This is a genomic window from Rhodococcus sp. ACT016, assembly GCF_050477185.1.
Taxonomy (GTDB): domain Bacteria; phylum Actinomycetota; class Actinomycetes; order Mycobacteriales; family Mycobacteriaceae; genus Prescottella.
In genome coordinates, this window is record NZ_JBEAET010000001.1 from 3585123 (window position 1) to 3599685 (window position 14563).

Consider the following 14563-nt stretch of genomic DNA (forward strand, 5'->3'; position numbering starts at 1 on the left):
GCCACTCCTCGATTCCCTCGTTCACCGACGCTCCACCCCCTCGAGCAACCGCGCCCTCTGCGCGGAATCGACGGCAGCGCGAATCGCGGTGCGGGCCAGCGCCGTCGCACCGTCGACGACGGCGAGGTCCGCGGACTCGGTGACCGCGGCGGCGGCGAACTCCGGCTGGTGGGTCACCGCACCACAGGAATCGAGGCCGACCACCGGGTGGATGCCGGGAACGACGTGCGTCACGTTGCCCATGTCCGTACTGCCCAGCGGCCGCGACGATTCCAGCTCCACCGGCAGCGGTGTGCGGCCGAGATCGACGATCTCTTCGCGGAACACGTCGACGAGCCAGGGATTCGGCCGCAACTCGGTGTAGGTGGGCGACACCGTGCGCACCTCGTGCGTGCAGCCGGTCGCGAGCGCGCCGGCCGCGAAGCAGGCCTCGGCGCGGCCGGCCAGCTCGTCGAGCGACTCGGCGGTGTGCGCGCGCAGGTAGTACAGCATCTCGGTGTGGGCCGGGATGATGTTGGGCGCCGCCCCACCGTCGCTGACGATGCCGTGCAACTGCTGCCCGGGCGCGAGGTGCTGGCGCAGCAGGGCCAGTCCCACCTGCGCGACTGTGACCGCGTCCGCGGCGTTGCGCCCGAATTCCGGTGCCGCCGAGGCGTGCGCCTCCCTGCCCGTGAACGTGATCGCGATGTCCGAGAGCGCGAGCGACGTCGCGCCCACGATGTCGAACGGGCCCGGGTGCACCATCATCGCGACGGCCACGTCGTCGAACACACCCCGCTCGAGCATGAGGACCTTGCCGCCGCCGGTCTCCTCCGCCGGGGTGCCGATGACGCGGACGGTGATGCCGAGCGCGTCGGCGAGCGGGGCGAGCGCGAGTCCCGCGCCGACCGCGGACGCGGCAATGATGTTGTGCCCGCAGGCATGCCCGATCTCGGGGAGCGCGTCGTACTCGGCGAGGATCCCGACGACCAGTTCGCCGCTGCCGAAGCGGGCGTCGAACGCGGTGGGCAGATCCGCGACACCGGCACGCACCTCGAAGCCACGACCGCGCAGGAACTCGACCAACTCGGCGGCACTCCGGTGCTCGTCGAACGCAAGTTCCGCGTGGGCGTGGATGGAGTGCGACAGCGCGACCAGATCCGATCGCGCCGCCGACACGACGTCCGACACCGAAGCCGACGGAGACGCCGCCGGGGATCCTGATCTCACAGTCCCCAGTCTCTCACTCCTGCGGGCCCGGTCCCCGCTATCCGAACTTGAAGTTGCTCTCGTCCGTCTTGGTCTCCAGCGCCTCGAGCGTGTCGCGGTGGATGCCCCGCTTGATGCCCGACAGGTTCGCACCGCGGGTCGAGACCAGCGCCGACGCCCGAGCCACCGCCGCACCGAGCACCAGGTCGCCCTCGACGGCGTCGTCGACGATTCCGACAGCGAGCGCGTCGCCGCCGCCGTAACGGCGACCGGTCGTCATCGCCTCGACCGCCGTCTGCCGCGCCAACCGGGAGGTGAGCAGCGCGGACATGCCCACCGTGAACGGCATGTTCAGGTTGACCTCGGGCAGGCAGTAGTAGCCGCGGTCGCTGCGCATCACGCGGAAGTCGTGGGCGCTCGCCAGCATCGCGCCGGCACCGAACGCGTGCCCCTGCACGGCCGCGATGGTGGCCATCGGGAACGCCAGCAGGCGGGTGTAGATCGTGTGGACCCGGTCCAGGTAGCCCGGCAACTTGTCGAGGTTGCCGAAGATCCAGTCGGTGTCGAGACCGTTGGTGTAGTACTTGCCGGTCGCGGTCGTGACCAGGGCCGCCGGCCCCTCGTGGGCCTCGACCTCGTCGAGCAACGCGTGTGTGGCGTCGATCCAGTCGGGGTGGAACCGATTCTCGTTGTCCGTCTCACCCTCGTTGCCGAGGTACAGGACGAAGACGTCGCCTTGACGATTCAGGTATGGCATGGCCGCGATACTACCCGCGAGTAACATCGCGCGGCGGCACTACTGTGTCCGTCCATGGGCACACTCGAGCAGCAGGCCGCCGAAGTCCTCGCCGACCGCACCGGAATCCCGAAGCACTCCGCTGCTGTCGTCCTCGGCTCGGGCTGGCAGGCCGCCGCCGACGTGCTCGGCGCTCCGGAGGCGCTCGTGCCGATGGCCGACCTGCCCGGGTTCGCGACCCCGTCCGCAGTGGGCCACGCCGGCACCGTGCGATCGGTGCGCGTCGGCGACACCTCGGTGCTCGTGCTGCTCGGTCGCGCCCACGCGTACGAGGGCCACGACCTGGCCCGGGTGGTGCACCCCGTGCGGACCGCGATCGCGGCGGGTGCCGAGACCGTGATCCTCACCAACGCCGCGGGCGGCATCCGCGAGGGCATGACCGTCGGCCAGCCCGTCCTCATCAGCGACCACCTCAACCTCACCGCGCGCTCCCCACTCGTCGGTGCGCAGTTCGTCGACCTGGTCGACGCCTACAGCCCGCGCCTGCGTGGACTCGCCCGGACGATCGACCCGTCCCTGACCGAGGGCGTATACGCGGGCCTGCCGGGTCCGCACTACGAGACCCCCGCCGAGATCCGAATGCTGCGCACGCTCGGCGCCGACCTCGTCGGGATGTCGACCGTGCACGAAACCATCGCGGCCCGGGCACTGGGCGCCGAGGTCCTCGGCGTCTCGCTCGTGACGAACCTCGCCGCCGGCATCACCGGCGAACACCTCGACCATGCCGAGGTCCTCGCCGCGGGACAGGCGTCCGCTGCCCGCATGGGCGAATTGCTGCGCGACCTGCTGGCCCGGCTGTGACGACCCCGCCGCCGCTGCGTTTCGGCACCGCGGGCCTGCGCGGACCGGTCGGCGACGGGCCCGGGTGCATGAACGTCGACGTCGTCGAACGGACCACCGCGGGCCTCGCGGCGTGGCTGCGCGACCAGTGCCTCGGCGGCGGCACGGTGGTCGTCGGCCGCGACGCGCGGAGGGGGTCGGAGGAGTTCGCCCGGGCCGCGGCCGAGGTACTGGCCGGGGAAGGCTTCGACGTCGTGCTGCTGCCGCGGCCGCTGCCCACTCCCCTCGTCGCGTTCGCGGTGCGCCGACTCGGCGCGGTCGCCGGCGTGCAGATCACGGCATCGCACAACCCTCCCGCCGACAACGGATACAAGGTGTACCTGCACGGCGGTGCCCCGCTCGCCGCCCCTGCGGACCGCGAGATCGAGGACGCGATCGGCCGGGTCGGGCAGGTCCGGCGCAGCCCCGTCACACCGGCCGACGACGCGATCGTGTCGGCGTACCTCGACCGTGTCGCGGCGCTGCCGCTCGGTGAGCGCCGCACCGTCCGCATCGCGCTGACTCCCCTGCACGGTGTCGGCGGCGCAGTCGCGGTCGCCGCGCTGCGCGCCGCCGGCTTCACCGACATCCACACCGTCGCCACGCAATTCGATCCCGATCCGAGTTTCCCGACGGTCGCCTTCCCGAACCCCGAGGAACCCGGGGCGACGGACCTGGTGCTGGCCCTCGCCGAGTCCGTCGACGCCGACGTCGCGATCGCCCTCGACCCGGACGCCGATCGGTGCGCGGTCGGGATTCCCGGCCCGAACGGCTGGCGCATGCTCACCGGCGACGAGACCGGCGCGCTGCTCGGGAACCGGATCCTCGCGCACACCCCCGGCACGGCACTGGTCGCGACGACGATCGTGTCGTCGACGCTGCTGGGGAAGATCGCCGCCGCGCGCGGTCACCGCTCGGCCCGCACACTCACCGGATTCAAATGGCTGGTGCGCGCCGACGGTGGCAACGGGAGCCTCGTCTACGCCTACGAGGAGGCCGTCGGGCACTGCGTCGACCCGGACGTCGTGCGGGACAAGGACGGCATCTCCGCGGCCGTGCTGGTCGCCGATCTCGTGGCCGATCTCGCCGCCGACGGCCACACCCTGATGGACGCGCTCGACGATCTCGCGATCGAGTTCGGGGTCCACGCCACCGGCCAGGTGTCGCAGCGCTCGGACGACCTCGGCGAGATCGTCCGCACGATGGACCGACTGCGCGCCGATCCACCGACCGAGATCGCCGGGATCGCCGTCGAGACAACCGACCTCGCCGCGGTTCGCGGCCCGCTGCGCACCGACGCGGTGATCCTCGCCGGCCCCGGACTCCACGTCACCGTCCGACCGTCGGGCACCGAACCGAAGCTCAAGGCCTACTCCGAGGTGGTCGAACCCGTGCTTGCCGGTGACGTCGTGGCAGCCCGGACGAGTGCGCACGCACGCTCCGAACTGGTTCGGCAGTACCTGAAGTCGGCTACGACACGAAAGTCCGATTAGCCGGAATGGCCCGTTGCCACCCCCAGCTCTGATACAAACGCTGGGACAGATAAGAAGCAGCGAGGCGAAAGCGTTCGGCGACATGAAGATTCAGCACGGAAGTTTCCCGACCCGAGCCATAGCGACCGCCGTCACCGGCGTCGCGATGCTGGCCCTGGTCGGCTGCGGCAGCGCCGACAGCGACAGCACCCCGACGACCACCACGTCCGCGAGCGCCGCAGCGGCGACGAGCACGTCCGCGAAGTCCTCGGCGACAACATCTTCCGGGACCTCCGCGAACGCCTCGGCCCCCGCCCAGGGGGCCGAGGCGCAGTCGGCGGCAGCCGCCCCCTCCTTGGCACCCGGGTGGAACGCGAAGGTCTTCGAACACGCGGGCCGCACCGCGATCGCAGCGGTTCCCGGCAGCTCGCTGCACTCCATCGAGGAGAACAGCGACGGCAGTTGGGTGGTCCAGCTCACAGGCGCCGACGGCGGTGCGATCGAGGTCGGCGTTTCCCCCGACGGCGACCGCGTGATCGCAGGGCCGACGGCGACCGGGGGACAAACCCCGGCCGCCGGAGAAGCAAACCTCGATTACACCGCCGCCGCCGGCATCGTCCTCACGGAGGTCCCGGGCGGCCGTATCACCGACCTGAAGCTCGTGGTGGAGAAGGGCGGCACGTACGTGTGGGAGGCCGACGTGGTCGACGCCTCCGAAACGCGGCGCGCGGTGGACGTCGATGCGGTCACCGGCCGCATCCTGCAGAACACGCCGCGCTGACCGAACGGGGCGGCCACCGAACCGGTGGCCGCCCCCATTTTTCGTCGCGGACCTAGCGCGGACCGAACTGACGGTCGCCGGCGTCACCGAGACCCGGGATGATGAAGGCGTTCTCGTCGAGGCCCTCGTCGACCGTCGCGGTGATCAGGCGCACCGGGTGACCGGAGTTCTCGAGCGCCGCGACGCCCTGCGGCGCGGCGACCACGCACACCGCGGTGATGTCGGTGGCGCCGCGGGCGACGAGCAGGTCGATCGTGTAGACCATCGAACCGCCGGTCGCGAGCATCGGGTCGAGCACGTACACCGGGATCCCGGAGAGGTCGGCGGGCAGCGATTCGAGGTACGGCACCGGCTGGTGGGTCTCCTCGTCGCGCCCCATGCCGACGAAACCGACCTGGGACTGCGGGATGAGTGCACTCGCCTGCTCGATCATGCCGAGCCCCGCCCGCAGGACCGGAACCAGCAGCGGCGGCTTCGCCAGCCGGACGCCCTTCGTGACGGCGACGGGCGTCGTGACGTCGAACTTCTCGATCGCGGCATCCCGGGTGGCCTCGTAGATCAGCATCTGGGTGAGCTGCCGCAACGCGGACCGGAACGTGGCATTGTCGCTGCGCTCGTCCCGCATCCTCGTCAGAAGAGCTGCTGCCAGAGGATGGTCGACCACCTGCGTATCCATGACTTCACAGGATAGTTGGGCGCAGCCCGAAGCCGGAAACGGCCCGAACCGACCGGGAACCGAATCGCCGTCCGCTGCGTCAAACCCTGCGACGAGCCAGTTTCGATGGGGGATGCGATGACTGAATTCTCGGCCGAATTCTCAGCCACGACGGCGGGGATCGCGGCTTTCGGCGCCACTGCGGCCACGCTGGCAGAGCAGGTGCAGGCCGCCGGCGCCGCGTCCGCCGCGTCCGGCCCGGCACTGCTCGGCCCGATCTTCGGAGCGATCGGGGGCGACTTCGTCGCGGCCTTCACCGACGCGCAGACCGCACACGCAGCCCAGCTCGATCATCTCGCCTCCGCGTGGGCGTCGATGGGTGACGCCGCGCTGACCACCGCGGCCGCGTACGACACCACCGAGGCCGGTACTACCGCCGCACTCGGCGAGACAGGGACGACAGGAGCGCAACTGTGATCGATCTGCTCGCCCGCCCGGTCGTCGACCTGCTCGGAGCGTTCGGATCCGGGGCGCTGCCCGGCGGTTCGCCCGCGGACGCGATGCGGGCGGCGTCCGACGCGATCGACGCCGTCCACGAACTCGGCCGCGTCGGCATCAGCGACCTCGGCGGTGTGTGGACGGGCGTCGCTGCCGACGCCGCGATCGACAAGGCCCAAACCACCCAGGCCGCGTCGGTGCAACTGTCCGACCGTGGCCGGGAGATCGTGGTCGTCGTCGAGGCCGCGTCGGAGACGGTGCGGACCGGGACCGCCGAACTGCAGGAGATCCTGCACTCGTTCCTATCGCTCGCGTCGTCAGCGCTTCCCCTGCTCGGGACCCCTGCGGGCGTGACGATGCTGATCGGCGCGGCGGTCGAGCACCTCGGCCGCGCCCTCGCCGTCGTCGAGCGGGTGCGCAGCGAACTGGCCGTCCACACCGCGAAGATGGTCGAGCTCACCGCGCCCGATCCTGTTCCGGCCGACGCCCGCACCGTCGCCGCGTCGGCGAGCGCACCCGCGCCCGCGGCCACGACCGCCGCCGCCGTACCGGCTCCGGTCACGCCGCAGACCGACGCCGCGAGTCGCTTCGTGTCCGCGTTCGCCGGCTCGTCGGTAGGGTCGCCGATGTCGTCGATCGACACCGCGTCGTCCGCCCGGACGGCGTCGTTCGACCCCGGGTCGGGCCGCGCCTCGGTCGAGACCGGAAGCGCCGGCGGCTCGAGTTCGTACGACCCGCGCTTCGGCGGCTGCGGAGTCGAGATCCTGCTGCCCGACGGCAGCACCGCCGTCGCACCCAACCAGGAGGCGGCCGACGCCGTCCGCTGCGCGCTCACCCAGCAGGGCGTGCCGTACCAGTGGGGTGGCACCTCCCCGGGCCAGGGACTGGACTGCAGCGGGCTGACCCAGTGGGCCTACGGCGAGGCGGGGGTGGATCTGCCGCGCCTGGCGCAAGAGCAGAGCGTCGGGATACCCGTCGACCAGGAGAACCTGATGCCCGGCGACCTCGCGGTGTGGGACGGCCACGTCGCGATGGTGGTCGGCAACGGCCAGATGATCGAGGCCGGAGATCCGGTGAGCGTCAGCGCGATCCGGACGTCCAACATCGGTATGGAGTTCTACGGCTTCTACCGCCCCACCGAGTGATCGGAGAATCATGACGACCGACCCGTCCCTGCCGACCGCCACCGTGGCGTCGGCTGCCAACCGGGCGCGCACCATCGCAGTCCGCGCCACCGAGACCGGGCTGCCGATGGACATCCACATCGACCGCGGCGAGCTGCGTTACGGCGGCGAACACCTGGCCCGGGAAATCCTGCGGCTGTGCCGCGAGGCAGGCCGCGAAGCCGGCGCGCGACGACGCGAGGACCTGGCGCGCGAGGGCATGCCGGGCCACGTGCTCGACCGGCTCGGGCTGCCGACCCGCGACGACGTCGCCGCGGCCGAACAGGCCGCGGCCGAGGACGTCGACGCACCTACGAGCTGGATGCGTCTCGTATGAGCGCGAATCCGATGGACGCGCTCGTGCAGCGCGCGACGACACAGCTGAACCGACTCGACGACGCCTTGGCGTCGCTGCACGCGATCCGCGCCGAAGCCGTGAGCCGGGACGGGCGGGTGCGGGTGGAGGTCGACGGCAACGGCAGCCCGACCGGACTGTGGCTCAGCGAATCGCTCCACGATCTCGACGCCCGGGTGCTGGCACGCACGATCACCGAGACCGCGCACCACGCCGCAGCGGCGGCAGCCGAGGAGCGAAACCGGATCACGACCGCGTTGTTCGACACATACGACGAGAGTTGACCGGTGTACGGCTATAACTTTGGCCCCGACGTGGCTAGGCTTCCGGCCATGGCTGGAGACATCGTCCCGATCGAACTCGGTCTGACCCGAGGAGACCTCGTCACGCTGTGGGCGCCGCGGTGGCGCGAAGGCGATGACGAGTGGGAGGCGTTCCTCGGCCACGAAGAGGACCTCTACGGCTTCCCCTCGGTCGCGGCGCTCGCCGCGTTCATCCGCACGGACGACGACAACGACCTGGTCGAGCACCCGGCCTGGCCCGTCTTCTCCAAGCTGGCCGCCCCGGAACTCGAGCCGGAGGAGAACTTCACGTTCGATCTGATCGGGGTCCCCGAACTCGTCGCCGGCGACCCGGAGGCGCTCACCCTCTCGGAGCTCGAGAGCACCTTCGAGATCGTGCGCAACATCGGTGAGGTCTGCGACCTCGAACCGGTGGTGAAGTTCTTCGAGAACCATCCCGAGATCGCCTACCTCCGCAGTGGCGTCGACGAGTTCGTCGGACGCGACGGCGAGGCGCTGTGGGACCGAATCGGCGGCGCCGTCGCCGAGGACTGGGACGCCGTCATCGACGCGATCGACTCCATCGTCGCGACGCCGGACGTCGACGCCGATGCGCTCTCGGTCGCCGAGGCCGAGATCCTCGCGGCCGAGGAGAACGTCGTCGATGCCGACGACGACGCCGAGGCCGACGAGGACTTCGAGGAGTACGACACCGAATCGGGCGAGGACGAGGACCAGGAGGAGACCTTCTGGACCGGCGTCGGGATCGACCCGATCAAGATCATCACGTCGGGCACCACGTACTACTCGCTGCGCTGCTACCTCGACGAGCACGCGGTGTTCCTCGGTCGCGGCGGAAAGATCTCGGTCTTCGGCTCCGAACGCGCACTCGCGCGCTACCTCGCCGACAACCACGACCACGACCTCGCCCGGGTCAGCACGTACGAGGAGGTGCAGAACGCGGCCGTCGACGGCTCCCTCGAGGTCGAGGTCACCGACGAGAACGTGTACGTCCTCCCCGGCCTGGCCGACGATCTCGCCGAGGGACCCGACGCCGTCGACGCCGACCAGCTGGAGTTGGCTGTCGAGTTGTTCACCGACGCAGCCGACTTCGCGAAGGACGATGCCACCGACGCCGCGCTGTCGTCGTCGACTCCCCTGGGCTGGTACGTCTCGTACATCCTCGAGCCCGACCCGGGCCGGATGACGCCGAGCCCGCCGTTCCAGGCGGAGGCCGAGACCTGGCGCGCGCTCGAGGCCGAGTTCGAGTCCCGCCTGCGTCCCGAGTAGATCAGCCGATCAACACCGCGTAGCCGGGCTTGATGACGTCGTCGATCAGCGCGAGTCGCTGATCGAAGGGGATGAACGCCGACTTCATCGCATTGATGGTGAAGCGTTCGAGGTCGCTCCAGCCGTATCCGAAGGTGTTGACGAGCGCCAGCATCTCGCGGCTCATCGAGGTGTCGCTCATCAGACGGTTGTCGGTGTTGACCGTCACCCGGAACCGCTCGCGGGCGAGCAGGTCGAAGGGATGCTCCTCGAGGTTCGCGACCGCACCGGTCTGCACGTTCGAACTCGGACACAGCTCGAGCGGAATCCGCTTGTCTCGTACGTAGTTCGCGAGCAGGCCCAAGGTGACGTCGCCGTCGGGTCCTACGGTGATGTCGTCGGTGATGCGCACCCCGTGGCCCAATCGGTCGGTGCCGCAGAAGGCGATGGCCTCGTGGATCGACGGCAACCCGAACGCCTCACCCGCATGGATCGTGAAATGCGCGTTGCAGTTCCGCATGTACTCGAACGCGTCGAGGTGCCGACTCGGCGGGTAGCCCGCCTCGGCGCCGGCGATGTCGAACCCGACGACGCCGCGCTCGCGGAACCGCACGGCGAGTTCGGCGATCTCGCGGGAACGGGCCGCGTGCCGCATCGCGGTGAGCAGACAGCCGACTCGGATCTCGTGACCGGCCCGGCGCGCCGCGTCCTCCCCCTCCCGGAACCCCTCGAGAACGTATTCGACTACCTCGTCGAGACTGAGTCCCCCTCGAGGTGCTGCTCGGGAGCGAAGCGCACCTCCGCGTAGACGACGCCGTCGGCCGCGAGGTCCTCGGCGCACTCGCGCGCGACCCGGCGCAGACCGGCGGGGGTCTGCATCACCGCGACCGTGTGCGCGAACGTCTCCAGATACCGCTCGAGGGATCCGCTGTCGGCGGCGTCACGGAACCAGCGGGCCAGCGCGTCGGGTTCCTCGGCGGGCAGGCCGGTGTACCCGCAGTCGGCAGCCAGTTCGGCGACGGTGGCCGGGCGGAGTCCCCCGTCGAGGTGATCGTGCAGCAGAACCTTCGGTGCCCGGCGGAGGTACTCGAGATCCAACGGCGCTGTCATGGGTCGACGGTAGCCGCGGAATCTGTCGAATGCGTGTCAGACGGGTTCCGGGTGTCGGAATCCGGAACGACGACCCGGTGTACGGACGGGCGTCATCTCCCGCCCTGGCCCCGGCGCAAACCGGCCGCCTCGTCGGGCCCGAAGGCGTCCGGCAACAACTCCCCCAGCGCCCGCACTCCGGTCCGCGTGTCGACGAGCAGATCGACGCCTCCGTGTTCGAGCAGCAACTGCCGGCAGCGCCCGCACGGCATCAGGATCTCGCCACTCGCGTCACAGCAGGTGAACGCCGTCAATCGGCCACCACCACCGGAAACGAAGTTACCGACGAGTACGCACTCGGCACACAGACTCAAACCGTATGAGACATTTTCCACATTGCATCCGGCCACGATTTGACCATGGTCTGTGAGTGCGGCCGCCCCCACGGGGTACCCGGAGTATGGCGCATAAGCCTGCCCCATGGCCCGACGAGCATTGTCGCGCAACAACTTCCAGTCGACCAGAGTCATAGGTCCCGATCCAACCACGCCACCTGAATTGATGCAGAGGATCGACATCGACGAACCCTGACAATATGGGAAGGCAAACCTAACAACCATTTTCGGGCGCGTACGAACCATCGAGGGAATTAGTTCCCGGATTCGCTTGGGTTTAGAGTTCACAGAAGTCGGTTTAGGTTCTCGTCGAGCCCGAGCTGCGGTATACCCGAAAAGCTGTGCAGGCTCGACGCACCCACCAAAGACGTTGGAGGCACAGCACTCGATGAGCAGCACGACTGAAGCCGCTCCCGCAAAGGAGCGCACCCGGTCGCTTTACCGGGGCGACCCCGGCATGTGGTCCTGGGTTCTACACCGGATCACCGGCGTCGCAACATTCTTCTTCCTTTTCGTCCACGTCCTGGACACCGCGCTGGTGCGCGTCAACCCGGACACCTACGACCGGGTCATCGAGACCTACAAGAACCCGGTCGTCGGACTCATGGAACTCGCGCTCGTGGCCATGGTGCTGTACCACGCACTCAACGGCCTGCGCGTGATGCTGGTCGACTTCTGGTCGAAGGGCCCGCAGTACCAGCGCCTCATGCTCTGGATCATCATTGCGATCTGGTTCGTGGTCATGATCCCGGGCGCCGGTCGCATCTTCTACAACATGTTTGCGGGGCACTGACATGACGACAGAAGCCAAGTCCCTCGGCAAGGCGTACGACCGCCCCGCCAGCCTGGACAACCCGCGCTCGCCGCGTCGTGCGGCGAAGAACAACTTCGAGCTCTACGCATGGCTGTTCATGCGTTTCTCGGGCCTGGCGCTGATCATCCTGGTCCTGGGCCACCTGTTCATCATGCTGATGCTCGACGACGGCGTGCACCGCATCAACTTCGCGTTCGTCGCGGGTCGCTGGTCCAGCCCGTTCTGGCAGTTCTGGGACCTCTCGATGCTCTGGCTCGCCCAGCTGCACGGCGGTAACGGTCTGCGCACGGTCATCGCGGACTACTCGCGTAAGGACTCCACCCGGTTCTGGCTCAACACGATCCTGGTCGTGTCGATGATCCTGATCATGGGTCTGGGCACCTACGTCATCTTCACCTTCGACCCCAACATCTCGGCGAGCTAGGGGAGCAGAGACTTCATGCAGGAACATCGTTATGACGTCGTCATCGTCGGTGCCGGCGGCGCCGGCATGCGCGCGGCCATCGAGGCCGGCCCCCGCGCCCGCACCGCGGTCCTGACCAAGCTGTACCCCACTCGTAGCCACACCGGTGCCGCCCAGGGCGGTATGTGCGCGGCTCTCGCCAACGTCGAGGAAGACAACTGGGAGTGGCACACCTTCGACACCGTCAAGGGCGGCGACTACCTCGCCGACCAGGACGCCGTCGAGATCATGGCCAAGGAAGCCATCGACGCGGTGCTCGACCTCGAGAAGATGGGTCTTCCGTTCAACCGCACCCCCGAGGGCAAGATCGACCAGCGTCGTTTCGGTGGTCACACCCGCGATCACGGTAAGGCCCCGGTTCGCCGCGCCTGCTACGCCGCCGACCGCACCGGCCACATGATCCTGCAGACGCTCTACCAGAACTGCGTCAAGCACGACGTCGAGTTCTTCAACGAGTTCTATGCGCTCGACATCGCGCTGACCGAGACCCCCGAGGGCCCCGTCGCCACCGGCGTCATCGCCTACGAGCTCGCGACCGGCGAGATCCACGTCTTCCACGCGAAGTCGATCGTGTTCGCCACCGGTGGCTCGGGCCGCATGTACAAGACGACGTCCAACGCGCACACCCTCACCGGTGACGGCATGGGCATCATCTTCCGCAAGGGCCTGCCGCTCGAGGACATGGAGTTCCACCAGTTCCATCCGACGGGACTGGCCGGACTGGGCATCCTCATCTCCGAGGCCGTCCGAGGCGAGGGCGGCATCCTCCGCAACGCCGACGGCGAGCGCTTCATGGAGCGCTACGCCCCCACCATCAAGGACCTCGCGCCGCGCGACATCGTCGCCCGCTCGATGGTGCTCGAGGTGCTCGAGGGTCGCGGCGCCGGTCCGAACAAGGACTACGTCTACATCGACGTCACGCACCTCGGCGAGGACGTGCTCGAGGAGAAGCTCCCCGACATCACCGAGTTCGCCCGCACCTACCTGGGCGTCGACCCGGTCACCGAGCTCGTGCCGGTCTACCCGACCTGCCACTACGTGATGGGCGGCATCCCCACCAAGATCAACGGTGAGGTGCTGCGCAACAACGAGGACCACGTTCCCGGCCTGTACGCCGCCGGCGAGTGCGCGTGCGTCTCGGTGCACGGCGCCAACCGCCTGGGCACCAACTCGCTGCTCGACATCAACGTCTTCGGTCGCCGCGCCGGCATCGCCGCCGCGGCGCACGCCGAGAACTCCGACTTCGTCGAGCTGCCCGAGAACCCGGCCGAGAAGGTCGAGAAGTGGCTCGAGGTCATCCTGTCCGACCACGGCCACGAGCGCGTCGCGGACATCCGCACCGAGCTGCAGCAGTCGATGGACAACAACGCGTCGGTGTTCCGCACCGAGGAGACCCTGACGCAGGCGCTCAAGGACATCCAGGGCTTCAAGGAGCGCTACAACCACATCACGGTCCAGGACAAGGGCAAGCGCTACAACAGCGACCTGCTCGAGGCCGTCGAGCTGGGCTTCCTGCTCGAGATGGCCGAGGTCACGGTCGTCGGTGCGCTCAACCGCAAGGAGTCGCGCGGCGGCCACGCCCGCGAGGACTACCCGGACCGCAACGACGCCGAGTACATGCAGCACACGATGGCGTACAAGGAGGGATCGGAGCTGATCTCGCCGATCCGTCTGGACTACAAGCCGGTTGTCCAGACCCGCTACGAGCCGATGGAGCGTAAGTACTGATGTCCGCACCTGTCATGGACAAGGACGCACCCGCGCTGCCGCCCGTTCCCGAGGGCGCCGTCATGGTCACCCTCAAGATCGCCCGGTTCAACCCGGAGGACGGCGAGGGTCAGCGCTGGGAGAGCTTCCAGGTTCCCACCCTGCCGACCGACCGTCTGCTGAACCTGCTGCTGTACGTGAAGGGCTACCTGGACGGCACGCTGACGTTCCGTCGCTCCTGCGCGCACGGCGTGTGTGGTTCGGACGCGATGCGCATCAACGGTGTCAACCGTCTGGCCTGCAAGGTCCTGATGCGCGACATGCTGCCCAAGGACGGCAAGCCGATCACGATCACCGTCGAGCCAATCAAGGGTCTGCCGGTCGAGAAGGATCTGCTGGTCAACATGGAGCCCTTCTTCGACGCGTTCCGCGCCGTGAAGCCGTTCCTCATCACGACCGGCAACGAGCCGACCCGCGAGCGCATCCAGTCGCAGGCGGACCGTGCCCGGTTCGACGACACCACCAAGTGCATCCTGTGCGCGTGCTGCACCACGTCGTGCCCGGTGTACTGGAGCGACGGCAGCTACTTCGGCCCGGCCGCGATCGTGAACGCACACCGCTTCATCTTCGACAGCCGTGACGAGGGCGCCGCCGAGCGTCTCGACATCCTGAACGACAAGGACGGCGTGTGGCGCTGCCGCACGACCTTCAACTGCACCGACGCGTGCCCCCGTGGCATCCAGGTGACGAAGGCGATCCAGGAAGTCAAGCGCGCGCTGCTGTTCGCCCGCAAGTGATGCTCGCGTAGCACTCACCGC

The 14563-nt window shown here is 68.9% G+C and carries 17 protein-coding genes and 1 pseudogene; 12 read left to right on the forward strand and 6 right to left on the reverse strand.

Features of this window, described 5'->3' with window-relative positions:
• Nucleotides 1–21 precede the first annotated feature (21 nt).
• Together ACQ5DX_RS16500 and ACQ5DX_RS16505 are read right to left on the reverse strand one after the other, a co-directional pair.
• Complete coding sequence (locus ACQ5DX_RS16500; protein ID WP_430335710.1) at nucleotides 22–1158, reverse strand: M20 family metallopeptidase; 1137 nt, start codon at nucleotides 1156–1158, stop codon at nucleotides 22–24.
• Between the two features lie 88 nt (nucleotides 1159–1246).
• Nucleotides 1247–1945 (reverse strand): enoyl-CoA hydratase/isomerase family protein, encoded by a 699-nt coding sequence (locus ACQ5DX_RS16505; protein WP_430333613.1) that lies wholly within the window; start codon nucleotides 1943–1945, stop codon nucleotides 1247–1249.
• A gap of 54 nt (nucleotides 1946–1999) precedes the next feature.
• Here ACQ5DX_RS16505 and ACQ5DX_RS16510 point away from each other — a divergent pair, with 54 nt between their 5' ends.
• Both ACQ5DX_RS16510 and ACQ5DX_RS16515 read left to right on the forward strand, forming a co-directional pair.
• Nucleotides 2000–2785 carry a purine-nucleoside phosphorylase gene (locus tag ACQ5DX_RS16510; protein ID WP_430333614.1) on the forward strand — a complete coding sequence of 262 codons (786 nt, stop codon included), beginning with the start codon at nucleotides 2000–2002 and terminating at the stop codon, nucleotides 2783–2785.
• Nucleotides 2786–2853: 68 nt separating this feature from the next.
• Nucleotides 2854–4296 (forward strand): phospho-sugar mutase, encoded by a 1443-nt coding sequence (locus ACQ5DX_RS16515; protein WP_430335711.1) that lies wholly within the window; start codon nucleotides 2854–2856, stop codon nucleotides 4294–4296.
• A 90-nt stretch (nucleotides 4297–4386) separates the two neighbouring features.
• Here ACQ5DX_RS16515 and ACQ5DX_RS16520 read toward each other — a convergent pair whose 3' ends face one another.
• Nucleotides 4387–4755 (reverse strand): hypothetical protein, encoded by a 369-nt coding sequence (locus ACQ5DX_RS16520; protein ID WP_430333615.1) that lies wholly within the window; start codon nucleotides 4753–4755, stop codon nucleotides 4387–4389.
• On the opposite strand from ACQ5DX_RS16520, the gene ACQ5DX_RS16525 reads away from it, so the two are divergent.
• Nucleotides 4742–5056: a PepSY domain-containing protein gene (locus ACQ5DX_RS16525; RefSeq protein ID WP_430333616.1), complete on the forward strand. Its 315-nt coding sequence runs from the start codon at nucleotides 4742–4744 to the stop codon at nucleotides 5054–5056. The two genes, ACQ5DX_RS16520 and ACQ5DX_RS16525, sit on opposite strands and share 14 nt — an antisense overlap.
• A gap of 52 nt (nucleotides 5057–5108) precedes the next feature.
• On the opposite strand, the gene upp is transcribed toward ACQ5DX_RS16525, so the two are convergent.
• The gene (gene upp, locus ACQ5DX_RS16530) at nucleotides 5109–5732 is read right to left on the reverse strand and encodes a uracil phosphoribosyltransferase (protein ID WP_430333617.1); all 624 of its coding nucleotides are present in this window, start codon (nucleotides 5730–5732) and stop codon (nucleotides 5109–5111) included.
• Between the two features lie 117 nt (nucleotides 5733–5849).
• Between upp and ACQ5DX_RS16535 the strand changes: the two genes are divergently transcribed.
• The 5 genes from ACQ5DX_RS16535 to ACQ5DX_RS16555 are packed head-to-tail and all read left to right on the forward strand — an operon-like array spanning nucleotide 5850 to nucleotide 9298.
• The gene (locus ACQ5DX_RS16535) at nucleotides 5850–6188 is read left to right on the forward strand and encodes a type VII secretion target (protein WP_430333618.1); all 339 of its coding nucleotides are present in this window, start codon (nucleotides 5850–5852) and stop codon (nucleotides 6186–6188) included.
• Entirely contained in the window at nucleotides 6185–7354 is a 1170-nt protein-coding gene (locus tag ACQ5DX_RS16540) for a C40 family peptidase (RefSeq protein ID WP_430333619.1), read from the forward strand. Before ACQ5DX_RS16535 ends, ACQ5DX_RS16540 begins: the two co-directional genes overlap by 4 nt.
• A gap of 10 nt (nucleotides 7355–7364) precedes the next feature.
• The gene (locus tag ACQ5DX_RS16545; RefSeq protein WP_430333620.1) at nucleotides 7365–7709 is read left to right on the forward strand and encodes a hypothetical protein; all 345 of its coding nucleotides are present in this window, start codon (nucleotides 7365–7367) and stop codon (nucleotides 7707–7709) included.
• Nucleotides 7706–8011 (forward strand): YbaB/EbfC family nucleoid-associated protein, encoded by a 306-nt coding sequence (locus ACQ5DX_RS16550; protein WP_430333621.1) that lies wholly within the window; start codon nucleotides 7706–7708, stop codon nucleotides 8009–8011. The genes ACQ5DX_RS16545 and ACQ5DX_RS16550 overlap by 4 nt, the downstream gene beginning before the upstream one ends.
• A gap of 48 nt (nucleotides 8012–8059) precedes the next feature.
• Entirely contained in the window at nucleotides 8060–9298 is a 1239-nt protein-coding gene (locus ACQ5DX_RS16555) for a primosomal protein (protein WP_430333622.1), read from the forward strand.
• A 1-nt stretch (nucleotide 9299) separates the two neighbouring features.
• Here the strand turns inward: ACQ5DX_RS16555 and ACQ5DX_RS16560 are convergent.
• Together ACQ5DX_RS16560 and ACQ5DX_RS16565 are read right to left on the reverse strand one after the other, a co-directional pair.
• Nucleotides 9300–10387: pseudogene (locus ACQ5DX_RS16560) on the reverse strand (adenosine deaminase).
• Nucleotides 10388–10479: 92 nt separating this feature from the next.
• Nucleotides 10480–10896: a cytidine deaminase gene (locus ACQ5DX_RS16565; RefSeq protein ID WP_430333623.1), complete on the reverse strand. Its 417-nt coding sequence runs from the start codon at nucleotides 10894–10896 to the stop codon at nucleotides 10480–10482.
• A 253-nt stretch (nucleotides 10897–11149) separates the two neighbouring features.
• On the opposite strand from ACQ5DX_RS16565, the gene sdhC reads away from it, so the two are divergent.
• The 4 genes from sdhC to ACQ5DX_RS16585 are packed head-to-tail and all read left to right on the forward strand — an operon-like array spanning nucleotide 11150 to nucleotide 14542.
• Complete coding sequence (sdhC, locus tag ACQ5DX_RS16570; RefSeq protein ID WP_127914577.1) at nucleotides 11150–11554, forward strand: succinate dehydrogenase, cytochrome b556 subunit; 405 nt, start codon at nucleotides 11150–11152, stop codon at nucleotides 11552–11554.
• A 1-nt stretch (nucleotide 11555) separates the two neighbouring features.
• Nucleotides 11556–11999 (forward strand): succinate dehydrogenase hydrophobic membrane anchor subunit, encoded by a 444-nt coding sequence (locus ACQ5DX_RS16575; RefSeq protein ID WP_430333624.1) that lies wholly within the window; start codon nucleotides 11556–11558, stop codon nucleotides 11997–11999.
• Between the two features lie 15 nt (nucleotides 12000–12014).
• A complete protein-coding gene (gene sdhA, locus ACQ5DX_RS16580) occupies nucleotides 12015–13766 on the forward strand; it encodes a succinate dehydrogenase flavoprotein subunit (protein WP_430333625.1) in 1752 nt (583 codons plus the stop codon).
• A complete protein-coding gene (locus ACQ5DX_RS16585) occupies nucleotides 13766–14542 on the forward strand; it encodes a succinate dehydrogenase iron-sulfur subunit (RefSeq protein WP_127914580.1) in 777 nt (258 codons plus the stop codon). Before sdhA ends, ACQ5DX_RS16585 begins: the two co-directional genes overlap by 1 nt.
• Nucleotides 14543–14563: the final 21 nt, after the last annotated feature.